The organism is Paenibacillus sp. JT31N11 (genome assembly GCF_056269285.1).
Map to the genome: position 1 here is coordinate 46041 of NZ_JBWDNQ010000005.1, position 21032 is coordinate 67072.

At 50.0% G+C, this 21032-nt stretch carries 17 protein-coding genes; 15 read left to right on the forward strand and 2 right to left on the reverse strand.

The genetic code is table 11. The annotated features are described in order from the left end of the window. The first annotated feature begins 22 nt into the window (after positions 1 to 22). The 6 genes from AC0YNV_RS18820 to AC0YNV_RS18845 all read left to right on the forward strand — a co-directional run bounded on the left by AC0YNV_RS18820 (position 23) and on the right by AC0YNV_RS18845 (position 7422). A complete protein-coding gene (locus AC0YNV_RS18820) occupies positions 23 to 1441 on the forward strand; it encodes a peptidoglycan DD-metalloendopeptidase family protein (protein ID WP_475769403.1) in 1419 nt (472 codons plus the stop codon). 216 nt (positions 1442 to 1657) lie between these two features. Continuing rightward, positions 1658 to 2401, forward strand: coding sequence for a response regulator YycF (gene yycF, locus AC0YNV_RS18825; RefSeq protein WP_475769404.1), 744 nt, complete (start codon positions 1658 to 1660; stop codon positions 2399 to 2401). Beyond that, positions 2398 to 4239 carry a cell wall metabolism sensor histidine kinase WalK gene (walK, locus tag AC0YNV_RS18830; RefSeq protein ID WP_210046631.1) on the forward strand — a complete coding sequence of 614 codons (1842 nt, stop codon included), beginning with the start codon at positions 2398 to 2400 and terminating at the stop codon, positions 4237 to 4239. Before yycF ends, walK begins: the two co-directional genes overlap by 4 nt. Further along, a complete protein-coding gene (locus tag AC0YNV_RS18835; RefSeq protein ID WP_475769405.1) occupies positions 4236 to 5627 on the forward strand; it encodes a YycH family regulatory protein in 1392 nt (463 codons plus the stop codon). Before walK ends, AC0YNV_RS18835 begins: the two co-directional genes overlap by 4 nt. Positions 5628 to 5648: 21 nt before the next feature. Then, the gene (gene yycI, locus AC0YNV_RS18840; RefSeq protein WP_210046633.1) at positions 5649 to 6377 is read left to right on the forward strand and encodes a two-component system regulatory protein YycI; all 729 of its coding nucleotides are present in this window, start codon (positions 5649 to 5651) and stop codon (positions 6375 to 6377) included. A gap of 238 nt (positions 6378 to 6615) precedes the next feature. Beyond that, positions 6616 to 7422 (forward strand): MBL fold metallo-hydrolase, encoded by an 807-nt coding sequence (locus AC0YNV_RS18845; protein ID WP_210046641.1) that lies wholly within the window; start codon positions 6616 to 6618, stop codon positions 7420 to 7422. Here the strand turns inward: AC0YNV_RS18845 and AC0YNV_RS18850 are convergent. After that, the gene (locus AC0YNV_RS18850) at positions 7391 to 7612 is read right to left on the reverse strand and encodes a hypothetical protein (RefSeq protein WP_475769406.1); all 222 of its coding nucleotides are present in this window, start codon (positions 7610 to 7612) and stop codon (positions 7391 to 7393) included. The two genes, AC0YNV_RS18845 and AC0YNV_RS18850, sit on opposite strands and share 32 nt — an antisense overlap. A gap of 288 nt (positions 7613 to 7900) precedes the next feature. Here AC0YNV_RS18850 and AC0YNV_RS18855 point away from each other — a divergent pair, with 288 nt between their 5' ends. The 4 genes from AC0YNV_RS18855 (at position 7901) to AC0YNV_RS18870 (ending at position 11181) form a co-directional block, all read left to right on the forward strand. After that, positions 7901 to 9301, forward strand: a complete 1401-nt coding sequence (locus tag AC0YNV_RS18855; RefSeq protein WP_475769407.1) for a S1C family serine protease — start codon at positions 7901 to 7903, stop codon at positions 9299 to 9301. A gap of 133 nt (positions 9302 to 9434) precedes the next feature. Further along, positions 9435 to 9602, forward strand: a complete 168-nt coding sequence (locus AC0YNV_RS18860) for a CxxH/CxxC protein (protein ID WP_210046636.1) — start codon at positions 9435 to 9437, stop codon at positions 9600 to 9602. A gap of 3 nt (positions 9603 to 9605) precedes the next feature. Next, positions 9606 to 10085, forward strand: coding sequence for a 23S rRNA (pseudouridine(1915)-N(3))-methyltransferase RlmH (gene rlmH, locus AC0YNV_RS18865; RefSeq protein ID WP_210046637.1), 480 nt, complete (start codon positions 9606 to 9608; stop codon positions 10083 to 10085). A gap of 124 nt (positions 10086 to 10209) precedes the next feature. After that, a complete protein-coding gene (locus AC0YNV_RS18870; protein WP_475769408.1) occupies positions 10210 to 11181 on the forward strand; it encodes a hypothetical protein in 972 nt (323 codons plus the stop codon). Positions 11182 to 11514: 333 nt separating this feature from the next. Here AC0YNV_RS18870 and AC0YNV_RS18875 read toward each other — a convergent pair whose 3' ends face one another. Next, positions 11515 to 13296 carry an S-layer homology domain-containing protein gene (locus AC0YNV_RS18875; protein ID WP_475769409.1) on the reverse strand — a complete coding sequence of 594 codons (1782 nt, stop codon included), beginning with the start codon at positions 13294 to 13296 and terminating at the stop codon, positions 11515 to 11517. A gap of 380 nt (positions 13297 to 13676) precedes the next feature. On the opposite strand from AC0YNV_RS18875, the gene AC0YNV_RS18880 reads away from it, so the two are divergent. From AC0YNV_RS18880 to AC0YNV_RS18900, 5 genes are all read left to right on the forward strand, one after another. Then, complete coding sequence (locus AC0YNV_RS18880) at positions 13677 to 14627, forward strand: iron-hydroxamate ABC transporter substrate-binding protein (protein ID WP_475769410.1); 951 nt, start codon at positions 13677 to 13679, stop codon at positions 14625 to 14627. Positions 14628 to 14956: 329 nt separating this feature from the next. Further along, the gene (locus tag AC0YNV_RS18885) at positions 14957 to 17308 is read left to right on the forward strand and encodes a helix-turn-helix domain-containing protein (protein WP_475769411.1); all 2352 of its coding nucleotides are present in this window, start codon (positions 14957 to 14959) and stop codon (positions 17306 to 17308) included. 163 nt (positions 17309 to 17471) lie between these two features. Further along, positions 17472 to 19145 (forward strand): extracellular solute-binding protein, encoded by a 1674-nt coding sequence (locus AC0YNV_RS18890; protein WP_475769412.1) that lies wholly within the window; start codon positions 17472 to 17474, stop codon positions 19143 to 19145. A gap of 70 nt (positions 19146 to 19215) precedes the next feature. Beyond that, a complete protein-coding gene (locus tag AC0YNV_RS18895; protein WP_475769413.1) occupies positions 19216 to 20133 on the forward strand; it encodes an ABC transporter permease in 918 nt (305 codons plus the stop codon). 12 nt (positions 20134 to 20145) lie between these two features. Then, on the forward strand, positions 20146 to 21027 hold the full coding sequence (locus AC0YNV_RS18900) for a carbohydrate ABC transporter permease (RefSeq protein WP_475769414.1): 882 nt from the start codon (positions 20146 to 20148) through the stop codon (positions 21025 to 21027). Positions 21028 to 21032 lie beyond the last annotated feature (5 nt).

The window sequence follows — 21032 nt, forward strand, 5'->3', positions numbered from 1 at the left end:
AGAACGCGAAAAGGAGCCAATCATGACCGTTTTGAAGCATAAGAAACCACTCGCAATTCTTGGCGGCGCCCTTGTTCTGCTGGTTATTGCAGGATTCAGCGGCAGCCAATACATAAAAGCACATACAGTCGATTTTGTTCAAGTATACAGGGACGGCCAGCTTATCGGCGATTTAAGCTCCCAGGATCAGGTAAATGCGCTCATCAGCCGCAAGCAGGCGGAAATTACAGCCGCCAATCCCAATGTGAATATGGTCGTGGAAACCGGTGAGGTAACATACGAGCATAAAAGCGCTTACAAAGCAGAGCCGCAAAGTGAAGCGACCCTGGCCAAACTGGAGAGTCTGATAACCAGCCATGCTACCGGAGTTGAGCTTAAGGTTAACGGGAAGACCGTCGGAATCGTGAAGGATCAGGCAACGGCGGATTCGCTGCTGAAGCAGGTGGAGAACAAATTCGCTCCCCAGGAAGCAGCGAAGGCCAAATCTCCCCAGGTTAAGGCGCTTTCCTTCAACGCCACCAATACCGAGTCAACCGACAAGCCGACCACGGCGCTCAAATCCGTGAAGATTCTGGAGAAGGTCGAAACGGAAACGTCGGATGTGCAGCCCAAAGACATTGCCGATCCTGACGCCTTATATTTAAAGCTCGTAAAAGGCACAGTTACCCCCACCAAGTATACGGTCCAAAAAGGCGACTGCATCGGCTGTATCGCAGCCAAATTCAATATTTCGCCCCAGGTGATCTATGAACGCAACAACTGGATTGAAGATGATATGATCAAAGAAGGCGAAGTGCTCGATCTGACCGTGCTCAAGCCGCAGGTGACCGTTGAGACGGTCGAGAATGTAACGGAAACCTTGATCATTGAACCAAGCACTGTGGTCCAGAAAAACAGCAATATGAAAATAGGCGAATCCAAAGTGATCCGCGAAGGTAAAAGCGGCAAGAAAACATTGCTCTATCAGCTTGTCAAGCAGAACGGCTACCTCATGAAGGAGGTGCTGGTCAGTGAGCAGGTGCTGCAGAAAACCATCCCTGAAATCGTCATGAAGGGCACTAAGCTCGTTGGCGAAGGCACGGGCAGCTTCTCCTGGCCGGTAAGCGGACATACGGTTACCAGCAGCTTCGGCGGACGCTGGGGAAGCATGCACAAGGGTCTAGACATGGTTGGCGACAAAGACGTCATGGCAGCAGACACCGGCGTCGTGAGCTTTGCCGGAGAGAAAAGCGGATATGGCAACTGTGTAATTATTAACCATAAAAACGGATATGAAACACTCTACGGACATTTAAGCAAAATTTCCGTCAAGGTGGGGCAGACGCTGGAAAAGGGCGATGTCCTCGGCATCATGGGAAATACCGGTCATTCCTTCGGCACTCATCTGCATTTTGAGATTCATAAAGACGGCGATCTGCAAAATCCGATCAAATATTTATAGGTTTCGCATTTATCGGCACCCTCGGCTTAAACGCCGCAAGGGTGCTTTTTTTGTCGGTTTTTCTGCCTGTATATGGACAGGAGGCATGAGGGAAGTTTCATTTGGGAACAGGGTCGCTCCTATGATAGAATAGAAGGGAGTTTACAATAATGAAACAGGGCAACCCTGATATTACGATAAATAAAAACTAGCCACAAGTGATGGGGCGGTGTGACGATGCACGGTAAAATTCTGGTCGTAGACGACGAACAGCCGATTGCGGATATTCTGAAGTTCAACCTGGAGAAGGAAGGCTACCAGGTCATTTGCGCTTTTGACGGCGGGGAAGCAGTCAGGCTGGCTTTTGAAGAGCAGCCGGATTTGATTTTGCTGGATCTGATGCTTCCGGTGAAGGATGGCATGGATGTCTGCCGCGAGGTGCGGAGCAGGCTCCAGACGCCAATCATTATGCTGACCGCCAAGGATACGGAGCTCGACAAGGTGCTGGGTCTTGAGCTGGGTGCGGATGATTACGTGACGAAGCCGTTCAGCACAAGGGAGCTGCTTGCCCGCGTGAAGGCGCATTTGCGGCGGCAGAAGGCGGACGTTACCATATCCGGTAATACCTCCGGCGGGAGCGCGGAAGACGAGAAGCAGGGGCTCGGAATTTTCAACTTGTTCATCGATACGGATATGTATGTGGTGTACAAGGATAACGAGCCGCTGGATCTGACGCATCGCGAATATGAGCTTGTGTATTATTTAGCCCGCAACAGCGGGAAAGTGATGACAAGGGAGCATCTGCTGCAGGCGGTATGGGGGTTTGAATACTTCGGCGATGTACGGACAGTCGATGTCACGATCCGGAGGCTGCGGGAGAAAATAGAGGACGATCCGAGTCGTCCGGAATATATTCTGACACGCCGGGGCCTTGGCTATCTGATGCGTAATCCGAAGTCCGGAGGATTCGGGTACGGATGAACGGAATTCGTTTCTTCCGCAGCATCCAGGTGAAGCTGATTATCATTTATGTGCTGCTGATTCTTATTGCGATGCAGCTGATCGGCGTTTACTTCATCAGCACGATGAAGACATCGCTGACAAGTACGTTTGCGAAGAACATGAATGAACAGGCTAACCTGCTCTCGGAGTTTGCGGCCCAGACGTTATCCGGCCAGCCCGGCAATACGGCAGAAACAAGCGGTCAACAGACGACTGAAGAAGATCTGAATATGCTCGTGCGCAGCTTGTTCAGCATCAATGAAGCGGAAATCCAGGTATTGGATGCCACGGGGAAGGTGCTGGCCACCTCTCTTCAGGCCCACCAGTCGTATATAGGAAAGAAGAATACTTCGCTTACAGTCAGCCGCGCCCTGCAGGGGATCCGCGACAATGAAGAAGATGTCATTGATGAAGACCGGGTCCGCAAGAAAATTATCGCCAAGCCGGTTATGAACGGGGAGAAAATTGTCGGAGCCGTCTATCTGGTGGCCTCGATGAAGGATCTGTACCAGACGGTCGACCGCATTAACCGGATCTTCATGTCGGGCATGATCTTTGCGCTGGGGCTAACCGGCGTGCTGGGCGTGCTGCTGGCGCATACGATCACGAATCCGATCAAGGGGCTGACCCGTCAGGCGGCGGCGGTCGCCGAGGGCCGCTTCGACCAGCAGGTTCCGGTGCTTGGGGACGATGAAATCGGACGGCTATCCGCCGTGTTCAACGATATGACGATGCGGCTGCGCGATGCGCTCTCGGCCAATGAAGAGGAGAAGGACAAGATTTCCTCCATTCTGGCGAATATGAGCGACGGCGTCGTTGCGGCTGATGAGCATGGCATCGTCATGATCACCAATCGCAGGGCACGGGAAATGCTGCGCGAGGATGAGTGCGAGGGCCTGCGTCTGAACGAGCTGTTCGGACTGGATGGGGAGAAGCTCTCCGAGCTGCTCAGCGGCAATGAGGAAGTGGCTGTAGTCCACCATCACGTCCAGTCAGCCGGCGACGAGGACGAGCTTATGCGCGTGACGTTCACGCCGATTCACCGGCGGGACAAGGGCATCTCCGGCACCATTGCGGTGCTGCAGGATGTCACCGAGCAGGAGCGGCTGGAGCAGTCGCGGCGGGAATTCGTAGCCAATGTATCGCATGAGCTGCGGACGCCGCTGACGACGATCAAGAGCTACACCGAGGCGCTGGATGACGGGGCCATGGAGGAGCGGGAGCTTGGTCAGCGGTTCGTCGGGGTTATCCGCAATGAGACGGAGCGGATGATCCGGCTTGTTACCGACCTGCTGCATCTATCCCGGCTGGACTCCAATCAGGCGCCGCTCCGCAGGCAGCAGACCGGGGTTCCCGAGATGCTGGAGGAAGTGGCGGACAGGTTTTCATTTCAGCTGCGGAACAAGTCGATTCGTGCGGAGGTAGATGTCGAGGAAGGCATCGATTCCGTCTGGCTCGACCGCGACCAGATCGATCAGGTGCTCGACAATCTGGTTTCCAATGCGATTAAATATACGCTGGATGGCGGACGGATCGTGATTTCCGCCCGCAGGCTGGACCCGGCCATGGTGGCAATCAGCGTCAAGGATACCGGGATCGGCATTCCCAAGAAGGATTTGAACCGCATCTTCGAGCGTTTCTACCGGGTTGATAAAGCACGCTCCCGCAATATGGGCGGCACTGGTCTTGGGCTGTCTATTGCCCGGGAAATTGTAAAGGCGCATGGAGGCTCGATTTCGCTCGATTCCGAGCTGAATGAAGGGACTACGGTTACGGTCATGCTGCCGGCTCCGCAAGAGGAAGGTGAGCGGGCATGATGGAAAAAACAAAGACCGGGCTGCTTGCCGCGCTCGTTATTATGAGTCTGCTGCAAAGCTATTTGCTGGCTTACAGCATGCCGGGCTTGGGCGTTACGACATCGTCAGCGCAGGATTATGTGCCTACGGAGTCGATGGGGCAGGAAGGGAAGCTCGAAAATCTGATTTTTCCCGAGGATATTGTGCTTCATATGGGTAAAGGAAAACATACGGTTCTTTATCCGGCGATGAATTTCTTCAATCTGATCTATACCAAAATTCAAAGCCGCGAATTCAAAGGGTTTCAGCGCAATACCGTTTCTGTGCTCGATTGGGATGCGGTGCGCAACAATGACCAGGGGGTCGAGCTGCGCTTTGGCACGGGCGTTCCGGTAGAGCTGCTTGGCAAGGTATTGAAGCTCGAGGGCGACCTGCAGTTTCTGGATGATGTGATTGACCGGATCTGGATCTTCAAGAGCAGCGAACGGGAAGAGGTGCGGACGTATTTCTTCAGCGCGAACGGGACGACTGTCTATGAGTCGGTCAAGGCCGATCTGACCGCGCAGGATGTGCAGATGTATGTCGGATTCGGCGAGTTTCAGACCGCTTATACACCGGTTGAGGATGATCTGTACATTCCGGCAGGTCCGATTGAATCCCAGCAGGCGATGGTCAAATACCAGACGTACTCACCGGAGCAAATGCAGCGTAATCTGTTCTTCGATCCCGGCGTAACGCGGGCGATTGTCGACCGCAGCGGTTCGCAGATCTTCACGGACGGCAAGCGCGGCCTGCAGGTGGAGCAGAACGGCAAATGGATCAGCTATACCGATCCTGTCGCCGGCCAGGGCGGGAGCGACAGCGAGAGCGAGAACGTGTATGAATCAATCAAATTCATCAATCAGCATGGCGGCTGGGACGGCCTTCACCGGCTGATCCATTCGGAGTCGATGAATACGCTGAGCGTCAGCTACCAGCAGTATTACAGCACGCAGTTCTATGGCGCCTATCCGATTGTGCCGAATTATCCGTTCATGTTCGGGGAGATGAAGCTCAGGCTGCAGCAGGGAGTCGTCTCCGAGTATGCGAGATCGCTCATTACACTGGATAAGAAGGCGGAATCCCAGGAGGTCAGATGGCTTCCCGGCGGTGAATCCTTGAAGAGCGAGCTGGCTCACTACAGCCGGCGGGGCGAGGTTGCTGCACTTTATCCGGCTGTGCTTGCCACAACCGAGGATGACAATGTTCTGAAGCTTGAGCCTGTATGGACCGTCCGACTGGATGACGGTACGCAGGAGGTGCTGATCGCCTCATTGACCAGGAAGCCGAAGCCCGGCGAGCCGGGCGGAGCGGCGCTGCCGCCGGTTGACGGCTCTGCCTTGGAACCGGGGAATGGCAAGACCAAATAAGCATGCAAAGGGGGTCAACCGATGGATTGGGGCAGGGCGAAGAGTGTGCTCATATTTGCGTTCCTGCTGCTGAATGTCATACTCGGCTATCAGCTTTGGCTGAACATCCGGGAAGGGCAAAGCGCGAACGCCGGCGCCAATTCCCTGCCGCCTGATACGCTGGCTATAATGCAGCAGAAGGATATATCTTTTGCCGCGAACATGCATATTCCGTCGGATACCCCCAAGCTGCGGGATTTGACCTTCCGTGTGACGAACAAGCTCGGCATCGGCGAGCGTCACGAGCTGGAGAAGCCGGTCGAGAGCAAGATCGTGTTCAACGAGAAGGAGCTGCAGAGCGATCTGGGCGCGGTTATTCCGGATCTGGATCAATATGGCTTCGATTCCGACCGGGATGTTGAATTTGTCTTTAACCGGATGGTCGATAACCGGCCGATGTTCGATGTGAAGCTTGAGCTGTTCTACAGCAACCAGAAGATTACGGCGTACCGCCAGGATGCGATCGAGCTTGTTACAGGCGAGGAAGCGCCGGCGCAGACTGTGATCTCGGCAACGAAGGCGCTGGGAAGCCTGATTGAGCTTCATCTGCCTAACGGGGCGGTAATCCGGGAGATCAAGCTTGGCTATCACGGTCAGCCTTTTGACTCGGAGACGCAGTTCTGGTCGCCTTCCTGGCGTGTGCTTCTGGAGGATAACAGCTCCTATTATTACGTGGACGCAGTCAGCGGCGAGGTGGAGACGGTCTCGTGATTTTTTGAACCTTTTATAGAATCCATAAGTTTACTCTTGTACAGTTCTATAAGGTCTAAGGAAGGAAACGAACTGCGCAGCTAAAAGGACGGCACAGCCGTTTCTTCTTGGATCATGGAAACAATTCTGTGAAACTATCAGATGAGAAATGTTAGAATTAAGTATCAGGTGCAACTTGGAGTACGGTTGGGTCGTCGAGAAGGATGGGGAGCAGGGGAAAGGACAGGTTCGAGAAGCTATGGGACTTCGATTTACGGTGCTTGCCAGCGGGTCGACGGGGAACGCGACCATTGTGCAATGCGATAGTGCGACCGTGCTGGTCGATGTGGGACTGAGCACGAAGAAGATGGAGGAGCTCATGCGCGAGCGCGGTGTTGCCGGGCATCACCTGGACGCGATTCTGGTTACGCATGAGCATTCCGATCATATTAAGGGCTTGGGCGCATTCGCGCGGAAATTCAATTTGCCGATCTACGCCAATCAGGCGACATGGGAGGCGCTGGAGCGCCATGTGGGACAGATCGCCGCCGAGAAGCGGGTGGTCATCGAGACGGGAGAGTCGGTCACCTTCGGGTCGATGAAGACAACCTCGTATGCGATCTCGCATGACGCCGCGGAGCCGGTCGGCTACACCTTCGATTATGAAGGCGAGAAGCTGGGTCTGGCGACGGATCTGGGTTATGTGAGCGATAAGGTGCGGCTGGTGCTGGAGGATTCCGATGTGCTGGTGCTGGAGTCCAATCACGATGTGGACATGCTGCGGATGGGGCGGTATCCCTGGAATATCAAAAGGCGGATACTGAGCGATCTCGGCCATCTGTCGAATGAAGCGGCCGGCGAGGCCCTGTGCCAGCTGCTGACGGACCGGACGAAGCGTGTTTATTTGGCTCATTTGAGCCTTGACCATAATTTAATGGATTTGGCCAAGCTCACAGTGAATAACATATTAGAGAGCAATGGTTTCTTCTTCCGCAAGGACGAGTATCCCCTGCGGGAAACCTATCATAATAAGCCTACGCCATGGGATGAAGTGAAGCGTCGATAAGCGACTCAAGCTGAACGTCGAGCATTGCGGCTTTCTGCTCAAGCTCCTCTCTGGTCAACAGGCCTTTCTCGATCAGAATGTCGGATAAGGCGCTGAGCGTCAGCAGGACACGGTAATGGTCATTCTTGAGATCGGCGAGCTTGGCGGCCAGATTCAGATGATCCAGCGCGGCGGATGATTTGCCTGTCATATCATTTTTTCGCTCCTTTAAAAATAAAAGATTTTAAATGTACATACAGGGTAATAACGGAGTAGAGGCGTGCAGATGCATCTTACGGACCGTTGCTGTCTTCTGTGCACCAACTGAGTGTGGCCTATACCACACTAACCGTTAGTCTATACAATAACAGAGGCTGGTAAATATCAGCCTAACCGTTATTGTGTTCCTATTACTATTCTAGTCTATTCTTCCGATATCATTCCTAGATTTGTAAAAAAATGATCTTGATGTCCGAGGCATCGAGAGGAGCGATTATAGATGAGCTTGTTCGACGACGATTTCTATTCCACACGCGTATCCCGCCGCACCCGTTCGGCCAAAAAGGAAGAAAAGCCCTTCTCATCCCGCAGGAGAAGCAGCATGAAGTGGTCCAATACCAGTATTGTCGTAACGTCGTCGCTGGTCAGCGCGATTGCGGTCGTGCTGGTGTTCGGTATGGTTACCGGATTCGACCGGTCCGGAAATAAGGTAAGCGGCGCATCGGCTCCGGTCAGTTCCCTGAATGCGGCAGATCCGATGGATAAGACGATCCAGGCCGCGGCGAAGGTGCGCCCGGCGGTCGTGAGTATTATTAATGAACAGTCGCTGCCTGCCTTCGGAAACGAAGACGGCGGCGATGCATCCTCGGGGACAGAAGATAGTGACAGCGGGTTGGCGCAGGCCGCCCTCGGTTCGGGATTTATTTTCGAGAAGGTGAAGGGCAAGGCTCATATCATTACGAACTATCATGTGGTGGCGGATGCGGAAGCCTTGAAAGCCGTGATGAGCGACGGGAGAACGCTTGACGCGAAAGTTGTCGGCAAGGATCAGATAACCGATCTCGCGGTGCTGGAAATTGACGGCAAGGGAATCGACACGGTGGCGGAGTTTGGCGAATCGGACGATCTGCAGGCCGGTCAGTGGGTCATGGCGATCGGCAATCCGCTGGGTCTCAGCGATTCGCTGTCCCTCGGAATTGTCAGCAAGACCAAGCGGGTCATTCCCGTCTCGCTCAGCCAGGATGGCGTGTACGATTGGGAGCAGGAGGTTATTCAGATCGATGCCTCCATTAATCAGGGCAACAGCGGCGGGCCGCTGATTAATCTCGACGGCAAGGTGGTCGGGATCAACAGCATGAAGGTAGCGGATTTCGGCGTGGAGGGTGTCGGCTTTGCGATTCCTTCGCATATCGCGATGCCGATCGTGCAGAGCCTGCTTAAGAATGGCAAGATAGACCGGCCTTATCTGGGCGTCTACACGATGGATCTGGATCAGTATTTTGCCCAGCAGGCGCTGGGTTTGGGGGATCCGAATGCGGACGGCTCAGGGGATACCGGGGAAGACCCGGATTCAAGTGCGGATCCAGACACTAGCACGGAGAGCGATGGGGATTCTGCTGCCGATGAGCAGGCGCCAGCCACGGCTGATGAGCTGAAGCTGCCCAAGGACGTGACGGCTGGCGTTATCGTGCTGCAGGCGGTGGGACCGGCTGAGCAGGCGGGCCTGAAATTCAATGATGTAATCGTGAAGCTGGATAAGACGGCGATCGGGAGCACGATGGACCTGCGCAAATATTTGTACGGGAAGAAGACCATCGGCGACGAGATCGAGATCACGTATTACCGGGACGGCAAGAAGAAGACGGCTGCGTTTAAACTGGGTGAAAATACGGAAAACTAGAGGATAGGCGTGAAGCGGATCAGTTCCTGTGCAGGCGTCCCGGCGTGAGGGATGCTCAGGGTGGGCTGATCCTTTCGCATGTAAGCGGACGGACAAATAACGATAGAATCCATCATGGGGGGACAAGCATCGAATGTATTGTGTATGCAAGGAGCATGTTGAACTGGCGATTGATAAATTTGTCGACGATTATGAGGATGCACCGGATATTGTCGATTTGAAAACCACGACGTTCTCGGAGTGGACGAAGCCGGATACCTGCGATCTGTGCGAGCGGGCCGCCGAGTATCTGGTGGTGTAGCCGATGCTGATTCAGATTGCGGCGGTGGGTAAGCTGAAGGAGAAATACCTGGCGATGGGCATCGCCGAGTATGCGAAGCGTCTCGGGCCTTACGTGAAGCTGGTGCTCACGGAAGTGGCCGATGAGCGCGCGCCGGAGACGATGAGCGCGGCGGAGGAAGCGATGGTCCGCGAGCGCGAGGGTGAGCGGCTGCTCGCGCAGCTTAAGCCGGAAGCGCATGTCGTTGCGCTTGCGCTGGAGGGCGAGCTATGGTCCAGCGAGGATCTCGCGGGCCAGCTCGATCGATTAGCCACGTATGGGCGGAGCCACGTGGCTTTTGTCATTGGCGGGAGCACGGGCCTGTCTCCCGCCGTGCTGCGCCGCGCCCAGCAGAAGCTGAGCTTCGGGCGCATGACCCTGCCGCACCAGCTGATGCGGCTGGTGCTGGTGGAGCAGATTTATCGGGCGGTGAAGATAAATCGGGGGGAACCCTATCATAAGTAAGGGCAGGTTTTGGCACTAATCGTTTGCTAGGCTCGGAAAGGCGATTCCTAGGAGATAGGTTGTAGGGTGAAACTCTCTTGAATAACTATTGAGTATGCTTGACTCAGGTGGGGTTTAAACGATAATGTTATTGTCCATAAATGAAGGCCAATTAGTGGCTATAACACCAAGAAGTTTTTGTAATGGATTATACTTCAGGCCTTTCAGAAGGGACTTTCTTTCTGATATGAGTTTTACAAAATTTCATTTGTTTGAGAGCCGTAATGATGCTTTTTTTGATGATAACGTATTGCAAGAAAACGTTATATATCATGCAAGGAAAAACAGACTTACAAATAATGTTTTGATATCCACTTCAAGCAATCTCACAGATATAATCAAATATGACTATTTAGAATATAATCAATTTATTAGTTCCGATGACGAAGAAAAGTTCATAAGAATTCTTAACGGAAAAACTGACAGAAGAATAAAAAATACGGTAGATAGTGGCTTTAAATTTAAATTACAGGAACTAGATTTAAATGTTTCTACAGGTAAGGTTGTTGATTTTAGAGCTATGGACTCACTTACGAGTGAACAGGAAAAAGACTCTGTACCCCTTATTTATCCATTTCATTTTGATGGTGGTTTTGTAACGTGGCCAAAGAGTCCAACAAGCAAGTTAACATATATTAAATTAAGTGATGCAACCAAAAATTTACTAGTTCCGAAGGGTCATTATGTACTTATCAGAAGAGTCTCCTCGAAAGAAGAGAAGAGGAGAATTATTGCGGTTGTTTACGACTCAAGTAAAATCGATTCTGCTTTTGTTGGATTTGAAAATCATTTGAACTATTTTCATTCTTCTGGTGAAGGATTACCCTTAGATATTGCTAAGGGGTTAGTAATATTTTTAAATTCTACAATTGTTGATATTTATTTTAGGCAATTTAATGGACTTACCCAAGTAAATGTTACTGATTTAAAGAATTTACCGTATCCTAGTAAAAAACAATTAAGTATTATTGGACAGGTTTTCAAGAACTCGCTTCCCTCCCAACAAGAGATCGATGATATTGTATCAAAAGTTGCTAGTAACTACTATACATGTTAGTCAAAACAGATCAGAAAAGTTTGAATCTTGAACGCTGCCCCGTTTTTAGGTCTGTCAAATTTTTTGTTAAGGATAGATCAATATAAACCTCATCTTCAGTAAATCCCGCAGCGGGCTTGGAAAGGGGCTTTGCCGCGCATGCCTTGGGATGGGCAACATGAAGCAGGGATGTCTCTGATAATGAGCTTCTGCGAGTTTTTTGTTTTTTGGGATCACAGGATGATGCCAAAATAATACTCTTCGTCTTTGACGTGGCTCTGCTTCATCCAAACTCGGGCTGTAAATAATTAAAAAGAGAGGACGACTAGCGTCCTCTCCCTTCAAGAGTAACCCTTATTTTTGCTGATTCGAGTACTGTTTCAAGACCTCAAGCACGTGGTTGACAATAGCTTTCGCATCTGCATGGGTAATTCCGTCCTTGGGGTTAAACTTGCCGTCTGAGTCCAGTTCCACGATCTTCAAGGCAATCGCCGTCTGAATGGCGCCTTCGTTCAGGATGTCGATCTTGTCGTTATCCTTGATCTCCACCGGCATCAGATTGAGCATCGGCAGTTGGCCGCTTGTTTGGAGCGTATGAACCAGCAGGTACGTGAACGACTCGCGGGTCACGCTGGCATTCGGATCGATCTTGATCTGCAGGTCCGCATCGGGACCGGCGGCTTCCTTGATCAATTGAACAGCCTGTTCCGCCGTGAGGGTTGTGCTCTCGTCGCCAGGTGCCGGGTGAGCTTTCAAGTATTCCACGGCTTTGTTGACGATCCTGGTGGCATCGGTACGGGTAATGTTGGCCTTCGGATTAAAGTTGCCAGCCTGATCCAATTCAACGAAGCCAAGGGCAATCGCCGTTTGGATGGCGCCTGAATTCAAAATGTCCATCTGAGCCTCATCCTTGATCTCCACCGGCTTCAGATTCAGCATCGGCAGCTGGCCGCTTGTTTGGAGCGTATGAACCAGCAGGTACGTGAACGACTCGCGCGTCACGCTGGCATTTGGATCGATCTTGATCTGAAGGTCCGCATCAGGACCGGCGGCTTCTTTGATCAATTGAACGGCCTGTTCCGCCGTGAGGGTCTCGTTCTCAGCGCCAGGCGCCGGGTGAGCTTTCAAGTATTCCACGGCTTTGTTGACGATCCCGGTGGCATCGGTACGGGTAATGTTGGCCTTCGGATTAAAGTTGCCGGCCTGATCCAATTTAACGAAGCCAAGGGCAATCGCCGTTTGAATGGCGCCTGAATTCAAGATTTCCATCTGAGCCTCATCCTTGATCTCCACCGGTTTCAGATTCAGCATCGGCAGCTGGCCGCTTGTTTGGAGTGTATGAACCAGCAGGTACGTGAATGACTCGCGGGTGATGCTGGCATTCGGATCGATCTTGATCTGCAGGTCCGCATCAGGACCGGCAGCTTCCTTGATCAATTGAACGGCCTGTCCCGCCGTGAGCGTCTCGCTATTGGCGGGCGGCGCCGGGTGAGCCTTCAGGTAAGCCAACGCGTTGCTAATCTCTATGGCTGCCTCGGCCCGGGTAATTTCTTTCTTGGGGTTAAGCTTTCCGTGCGCATCCAGCTTCACAACACCGTAGTTCAGGGCGCGCTGGATCGAAGCGGAATAATTCAATTTGACTTGATTCTGGTCTTTAAAATCCACAACAACGGGCTTCACCATAGGCAGTTTGCCGCTGGCTTCAATCGCATGTATGAGTTGGTACGTGAATTCTTCGCGAGTCATCTTATGGTTCGGCTTCAGATCGGCAGGAAGGTCCAGTCCGTTGACTGCAGCGATAATGAGCGCTTTCGAGTACCAGGCGGAATCGTTGGCGTTTGCGAAATAGTCCGAAGCCTTGGGCTCTTTAACGAAACGAACCAGATCCAGATTCAGTCCCAGCGCATTGACGATCATCTGAACGCCTTCAACCTCCGAGATAGTATTGTGAGGAGCAAACAGGTAGGCGCTGATTCCCTTGATCAGGCCGCTTTGCTGCAGGGCAATAATCTTTTCTTTGCCTTGAACGTTATTGATATCCTTGAAGGATGCGGCGGAAGCCATTTCTTGTCCGGCAAAGCTGAGAAGCAGGGCAGCGGCGGTGGACAGCGTAATTATCTTGAATGGTTTCTTCATTTCATTCACCTCGTGTAGTAGTGTGTTGTTTGTTGTGTCATCATAGACGTGCCTTCTGCAAAAAAGGTTGCTTCATAGCCCAAAAAAAATTTTTTACCATGAAATATAAAGGCCGGAATCCTTCCGCGAAGGGGATTTCGGCTTTTCTATTAGAGGATAAACTTTGCGGAATCACACGCCGGAATCGGTTATAGAAAGCGGATCACTTCCGTCATTCTCATTATCAATATGCCCCATATGATGGAGCACATTGACATATGAAAGGATTGAAAATAATCGTTTGACAACCATTGGATGAGAATATATAGTATAGAAGGATATGATAATGATAATCATTATCGTTATAAATTTTCTGTAGCCCAACACAAGGAGAATTGAACATGAAAAACAAGCTGTTAATCCCGATGATCCTGCTGTTGCTGGTCATATCCAGCGCATGCGGCAGTCAAGCAAGCAATAATGAGAGCGCACCTTCAGAGAATGCCGCACCAGCACCGGCCGCTGACTCCAACGAGTCTGGAAAGATAACCCATCAATCCGAACGGGGTCCTGTGGAGGTTCCGGCGAAGCCGAAGCGGATTGTAGCCTTGACGAATGCGCCGAATGTGCTCGCGCTCGGCGGAGCGCTGGTCGGGGTGGATCAATGGACGAACGCGAATCCTCTATTCACGGAAAAGCTGGAGGGCGTTGAGGTTGTATCGGAAGCGGATCTGGAGAAAATTGCGGCGCAGGACCCGGATCTGATCATCGTGGGCACCGAAATGAAAAATATTGAAGAGCTGAGTAAAATTGCGCCTACCGTTGCTTATACATGGGGCAAGCTGGATTATTTGGCCCAGCAGCTGGAGATCGGAAAGCTGCTTAACAAAGAAAAGGAAGCGCAAGCGTGGGTCGACGATTTCAAGCAGCGTGCGGAAGCGGCAGGCAAGGAAATCAAAGCCAAGGTCGGCGAGAACGTCACCGTGTCGGTATTTGAGACGGATACGAAAAACTTTTATGTATTTGGGGACAAGTGGGCGCGCGGCACAGAGATCCTGTATCAAGCGATGGGGTTACATATGCCTGACAGTGTCAAGAAAGATGCGCTCGGACCCGGCTATTATACGCTTTCTCAAGAGGTTCTGCCGGAATATGCAGGCGATTATATCGTTCTTAGCAGAGATCTGGATAGCGAAAAATCGTTCATGGATTCAGAAGTATGGAAGAGTATCCCGGCTGTCAAGAACAATCATGTCATTGAGATCGATACTAAAGCTTCTTCCTACAGTGATCCGATAACACTTGAGTATCTGCTGGGTATTTTCAAGAAAGGCTTCCTTGGTGAAGAGTAGGCCGAAGAAGTACTTTAAATCGTAGTATGCATACGAAAAAACAAGTCATTGAAATCATTAGAAATGAGCCATTTTAGATCTCTCGAGCGGAAGCTCGGGAGATTTTTTTGCATGTAGAGACCAGCTTCGTGTTTACGGATTTGAGACTATTTGAGATGCCGGGTATGCCGATTGCCTACTGATTGGCCTGGAAATACTGCTTTTTTAGTACGATAAGGCCTGCTTATTGAAAGAGAACAACCAACCTTTAGAAAGGACAATTAGAACTTTTTTGACCTATGTTATAATTTTTCATGATCTGTCGTGTATTGGAAAGGACGATAACCTCAATGAATGAATCCAGAGTATCATCCGGCAAGTTTATACGGGATAGAAGCGTGTTTGTGACACTGCTTGTCTCATTTCTTTTTGTCTTTATGATTCCCGTCCTGATTGGCAGCATTGTTTATGTCAAGATCGAACAAATCATGATTAATAATGCCTATCGCTCCAATTCCGCCATGTTGGAGCAGGCGAAGCATGTGGCTAATGGTAAAACACAGGAAATCGATTATTTGATGAGACAAATCGCTTATCATCCCAAACAGCAGTTGTTGATGCAAAAAGGAGCAGAGCTGTCATCCCCCAGGGATCAGTATTTATTTATCGACTTTATGAAGGAATTAGTGAGATATAAATCAGACAACACGCTTTTTGATGATGTATACCTCTATTTTGGCCGTTCAGATACGATTTTGACGCCCACATTAAAGACGGATTCCTCTATTTTCTTTAACCAGATCTACCGGTATAACGATATGAGCTACGACGATTACCGAAAGAATATTCTGCTTGGCAATCACTTCAAATCCTATATACGCACAAAAATGACAGTAAGCAGTGTCAAAGAAGAAGAGTCCATGATTACATACGTCCAGTCGCTTCCTTTTGGGGAGACCAAACAAATCAGCGGCAGCCTTGTTGTCCTGATCAATGAGTCGCAATTTCGTGATTTGCTCTACGAGGTCGAAGGCCTTCACGATGGCACTCTTTATATCTTGAACAAAGAAAAAGAAATCCTGGTTGGACCGGATAAGGACAACGGATTTGTAACGGATATCAAGCAGCAGCTCACCGGCAAGTCAGGCAAATTTCTGCGCGAGCTGAATGGCGAAGAAATGTTCGTCTCCTATACGACTTCTTCCGAGAACGGCTGGACATTCTTGTCAGTCTTCCCCAAGAAGGTGGTACTGATGCAGGTAAACTATGTGAAGAAATGGAGTCTGGTGACGGTTCTTGCCTGTCTTATTCTGGGTACGGTCTTATGTGTATATTTGACCCGCCGGCATTATACGCCAATCAGGGAATTGGTTCGTATGATTGTCCCCGGCCGAATTGGAAACGAGACTGGTACAGGCGAACAGAATGAGATGAAACTGATAAGCGATACGATGCGTTCCTTGTTCGGCAAGGAGATTGAGCTCCAAAAGAAGCTTTCCCAGCAGATGCCGATCATCCGCTCCGATTTCCTTTCCCGGCTTGTGCGTGGACAGGTTGATGGGAATGCGGTTACAGAGATGGATATGCGTTTCCTCGATATCCATTTCGTACATGACTGGTTTACTGTTGTCCTTATTGACATCGATGACAGTACGGGATTTATGAAGGAGGATACGGAACGGGAATGGGTGCTGCTGCGTTTTATTTTGATTAATGTCAGTAATGAAATGCTGGAGGGAAACGGGTATGTTTTTGAACTGGAAAAGAATCGGATTGTTATTCTGATGAATGTGGCAAATGGTTCGGAGCATGCCGATATGGACATTCATGCTTTTGTTACCCGATTGATGGATGTCATGACGAACCGGTTCAAGACCTGGATTACCGTAGGCGTCAGCGGCAAACACGAGGGGATGGATAAAATTACAGAATGCTTCGACGAGGCAATGATTGCTCTGAGCTATAAGATGATTCAAGGATCGCGCTCTATCCTTCATTATGACGAAGTCAGACACACGGAGAGCGAATCATTCCGTTTTCCTATGGATCTTGAAGTGCAGCTTGTGAATTATGCGAGGAATGGCGATGCGGTCAATATGGAAAGGCTCCTTGAAAGCATGTATCAGATCAATTTCAACCAGAATCGATTGTCTCCTGATATGGGGCGGTGGTTCTTTCTGGATCTGCAAAGCACACTGCTTAAACTGATGGAAACCCTTCGAATGGACTATAAGCAGTTTATGGCGGGTGACCGCGACCCTTTGAAGTTTCTGACAGAGGCGGATACTGCTGAACAAATGTTTAAACGGGTCAAAGCGATGTATATGAAGGTATGTTTATTAATGAAGGAAGAGCGGACTGATCACAACGATTTGCTGCTTCAAAAGACGATTCGCTTCATTGATGAGCATTATGACAACAACAACCTGGGTCTGACGACAATCTCGGACCATCTCAACCTCAATCCTGTTTATGTGTCAGCCTTTTTCAAAAAACACAGCGGCGAAAATATCACCGATTATATCACGAGGCTTCGCATCTATCATGCCAAAAAATTGCTTGCAGAGGAATATACGGTGCAGGAGATAGCCACCAGAATCGGCTACGCCAATAACATTGTATTAACCAAGGTATTCAAGAAGGTCGAGGGCGTGACCCCGGGGAAATATAGGGAATTATTGAAGAGATCTGAAGATGGATGAATCTATCTTCAAAATGGTTAACCCATAACCTGAAGGAAAGTGAATGAATCTTGAATACCGGATGTTTCCCCTCCGGTGAATGTCGCGTAGATTTGCCTTAAGGGAATCGTGACACAGGGATTGCATGGTTTCTGAACATCACATATGGAGGAGGGTTAATACATTGAAAAAGCCAAGATGGAAGAAAGGAACACTTGGAGTACTGGCAATGGTACTCCTTGTAAGCCTCGCAGCCGGGTGCTCGGGAGCAGGCTCCAATAATAAAGAAAATGAAGCAGATGCGGCGGATGCTTCAAATAAGCCTGCCGGGCAGACAGCAGACAAAGGAGGAACTGGCGACACCGGCTATCCGCCCTCTTTCTCGTATTGGGTGGAGTTGGATGGAGATTCGTCCGTATCCATAACGAACTTCAATGAGAATGCAGCCTACAAGGAATTGCAGAAGTTGACGGGAACCAAGGTGGAGTTCAAGCATCCAAGCGGTGCCGGCACACAAATTCAGGAGCAGTTCAACCTGATGATTGCCTCAAGGAATCTTCCGGATGTCATCCAGACCAACTGGCTGACCGTTCCTAAGGGTCCGCAAAATGCGATTGATGACGGAACCATTTTACGGTTAAATGATTTGATCGATCAATATGCGCCCAATTTCAAAGCATATCTGGAAATGCATCCGGATATAGCCGGCATGATCAAATCGGATAAAGGGGATATTTATGCTTTTCCATTCATCCGGGACGATGACAGATTGAAGGTTTTTTATGGTCCGGTTATTCGCAAGGACTGGCTGGACAAGGTAGGCATGCAGCCACCAACAACGATTGATGAATGGGAGCAGGTACTGACTGCATTCCGCGACAAGGATCCGAACGGGAACGGCAAGAAGGATGAGGTTCCGTTTCTGCTGGAAGTCCCGGCGGTCCGCAATGAATTGTTGAACTCCTTGATTGGCGCATGGGGGATCCTGGATAAATTCTACCAAAAGGATGGCAAGGTGTATTACGGGGAGATGCAGCCGGAATTCGAGCAATTCCTCAAGACGATGAGCCGTTGGTATGAAGAAGGCTTGATCGATAAGGATTTTGCAGCGGTGGACGGTAAGCTGAAGGATGCCAAAACCTCCGGGAACCAATTGGGTTTATTGTATGGCTACTCCAGCGGAACGATTGGCAAGTTCACGGATCTGATGAAGGACAGCGTACCCGATTTTAAAATGGTCGCGCTTCCGCATCCTGCATTAAAGAAGGGCGATTTCTCGGCAGCAGGGATGATAAGTCCCGCCTATCCGGGCGAACATTCCGCCGCGATTACATCTGCTGCCAAGAACCCGGAGCAAATCGTGAAATGGCTGGATTTGGCTTACAGTGAACAAGGACATATGCTTTTCAATTTCGGAATTGAAGGTCAAAGCTATAACATGGTGGATGGCAAACCCGTCTACACGGAGACGATCACCAACAATCCCGAGAAACTGACGTTCAAGCAAGCACAGGCGCAATTCATGAGAACACATTACGGAGGGCCTTTTGAACAGGATGTAGAGTCATTCCTGCAGCAGATGAAGTATCCGGAGCAGCTTGAATCGCTGGATATATGGTCAAAAGCGGGGAACAAGCTGCAGCTGCCGCTAATGACGCTAACCTCGGATGAGAGCAGTCAGTTAGCCTCAATCATGAATGACGTCAATACTTACTCTGATGAAATGATTGTCAAGTTTATCATGGGCGTAGAACCGCTCGCCAATTTCCCGCAATATGTGGATAATCTAAAAAACTTCGGGATCGAGAAAGCCATCCAAATCGAACAAGCTGCGCTTGACCGATACGTAAAGCGTTAAATATTGAATGGGGGCCGGATCAAGGTGTCCGGCCCCCATCTTTTGAATGACAAAGGTTAGGAGGATCGTCATGACTTCTTCTTTTTTATCCAGGCTGTTCAGGGATCTGACAACGAACCGCACGGTTTATTTGATGCTTCTCCCTGTTGTCGTCTATTATCTGATCTTTCATTATGGACCGATGTACGGTCTGCAGATCGCCTTTAAGGATTTCCGGCCAGCCAAAGGCTTTCTAGGCAGCCCGTGGGTGGGATTTGAGCACTTCGAATCTTTTTTTGGAAACGTATATTTTTGGAGAATCCTGCGCAACACACTGCTGTTGAGCTTATACAGTCTCCTCTTTTTCTTCCCGGCAGGCATTCTTTTTGCACTCCTGTTGAACGAATTACGTAGCGGCAAAATACGAAAAACAGTGCAGACTATTTCCTACATGCCGCATTTTATTTCACTGGTCGTTATCGTCGGGATGCTTTTTGACTTTCTGGCGAGGGATGGTCTTGTCAATAGTATCACCGCCTATCTGGGCATCGATGCCATAGCGTTCATGCGATCGCCCGGCTGGTTCAGAACGATTTACATTTCTTCGGATATATGGCAGAACATCGGCTGGAGCTCGATCGTTTATTTGGCGGCAATCAGCAGCGTGAACCCCACTTTGTATGAGGCAGCGAGAATAGACGGGGCTGGTCGTTTGAAGCAAATGTGGCATGTCACGCTGCCCGGTATTATGCCGACAGTAACGATCATGCTCATTCTGTTTATCGGTAAATTTATGACGGTCGGTTTCGAAAAAATCATTCTAATGTATAACCCTGTGATCTATGAAACGTCTGATGTTATTCAAACCTATGTTTACCGAAAAGGTATTCTTGAGGCCGACTTCAGTTACAGTGCTGCCGTGGGACTGTTCAATGCAGTCATCAGCTTCATCCTTCTCATAGCGGCCAATATGGCAGCCAAGCGGATGGGAGAAACGAAGTTATGGTAAGGAGGGGCAGCTATGCTTATCAAACGATCCTTTGGTGAGAAACTATTTGATGGGAGCAACACGGTGCTTATGATCGTGATGTCCCTTATTACCTTATACCCTATTGTATACGTGCTGTTCTCTTCACTTAGCGATCCGCAGTTTGTCGTGCAGAATCGGGGCCTGCTGCTGTACCCTCATGGTTTGCATTTTGAAGCCTATGAGATGGTTTTCAAAAACCCTAATATGCTGACAGCACTCGGCAATACGCTGTTTTATGTCGTGGGAGGAACACTGCTTAACATCGTGATGACCTCGCTTGGCGCTTATGCGCTGTCGAGAAGGAAGCTGATGCTCAAAAACCCCGTGATGTTCATGATTGTATTTACGATGTTTTTTGAGGGAGGACTGGTTCCTCTCTACTTGCTGATGCAAAACCTGCATCTTCTCGATACACGGCTCGCTATTATTGTGCCGTCTGCTGTAAGCGCGTTTAACTTGATTATTATGAGAACCGCATTCCAGGCCGTGCCGGAAAGCTTGGAGGAATCCGCAAGAATGGATGGAGCGGGGGATTGGACAATCCTCCTTCGGGTGGTGCTTCCATTATCGATGCCGGTTGTGGCTGTGATGATATTGTTCTATGGCGTGTCCCATTGGAACTCCTGGTTCTACGCCACTATTTTTCTGCAAAGCAGGGAGTTGTACCCGCTGCAGGTTATTTTGCGGGAAATACTGATTAGCAATGATACGAACTCAATGTCGGTGGGTGTGGGCACGTCCGACCAGATGGCTGTCGGCGAAACGATCAAATACGCTACAATCATTATTGCGACCGTACCTATTTTGTTCTTATACCCTTTCCTGCAGAAGTACTTTGTCAAAGGGGTTATGGTTGGAGCCATCAAGGAGTAGATAGT

Coding starts and splice junctions, on each gene's coding strand:
- AC0YNV_RS18820 (WP_475769403.1), top strand. CDS start 23: ATGACCGTTTTGAAGCATAAGAAACCACTCGCAATTCTTGGCGGCGCC.
- yycF (WP_475769404.1), top strand. CDS start 1,658: ATGCACGGTAAAATTCTGGTCGTAGACGACGAACAGCCGATTGCGGAT.
- walK (WP_210046631.1), top strand. CDS start 2,398: ATGAACGGAATTCGTTTCTTCCGCAGCATCCAGGTGAAGCTGATTATC.
- AC0YNV_RS18835 (WP_475769405.1), top strand. CDS start 4,236: ATGATGGAAAAAACAAAGACCGGGCTGCTTGCCGCGCTCGTTATTATG.
- yycI (WP_210046633.1), top strand. CDS start 5,649: ATGGATTGGGGCAGGGCGAAGAGTGTGCTCATATTTGCGTTCCTGCTG.
- AC0YNV_RS18845 (WP_210046641.1), top strand. CDS start 6,616: ATGGGACTTCGATTTACGGTGCTTGCCAGCGGGTCGACGGGGAACGCG.
- AC0YNV_RS18850 (WP_475769406.1), bottom strand. CDS start 7,612: ATGACAGGCAAATCATCCGCCGCGCTGGATCATCTGAATCTGGCCGCC.
- AC0YNV_RS18855 (WP_475769407.1), top strand. CDS start 7,901: ATGAGCTTGTTCGACGACGATTTCTATTCCACACGCGTATCCCGCCGC.
- AC0YNV_RS18860 (WP_210046636.1), top strand. CDS start 9,435: ATGTATTGTGTATGCAAGGAGCATGTTGAACTGGCGATTGATAAATTT.
- rlmH (WP_210046637.1), top strand. CDS start 9,606: ATGCTGATTCAGATTGCGGCGGTGGGTAAGCTGAAGGAGAAATACCTG.
- AC0YNV_RS18870 (WP_475769408.1), top strand. CDS start 10,210: ATGTTATTGTCCATAAATGAAGGCCAATTAGTGGCTATAACACCAAGA.
- AC0YNV_RS18875 (WP_475769409.1), bottom strand. CDS start 13,296: ATGAAGAAACCATTCAAGATAATTACGCTGTCCACCGCCGCTGCCCTG.
- AC0YNV_RS18880 (WP_475769410.1), top strand. CDS start 13,677: ATGAAAAACAAGCTGTTAATCCCGATGATCCTGCTGTTGCTGGTCATA.
- AC0YNV_RS18885 (WP_475769411.1), top strand. CDS start 14,957: ATGAATGAATCCAGAGTATCATCCGGCAAGTTTATACGGGATAGAAGC.
- AC0YNV_RS18895 (WP_475769413.1), top strand. CDS start 19,216: ATGACTTCTTCTTTTTTATCCAGGCTGTTCAGGGATCTGACAACGAAC.
- AC0YNV_RS18900 (WP_475769414.1), top strand. CDS start 20,146: ATGCTTATCAAACGATCCTTTGGTGAGAAACTATTTGATGGGAGCAAC.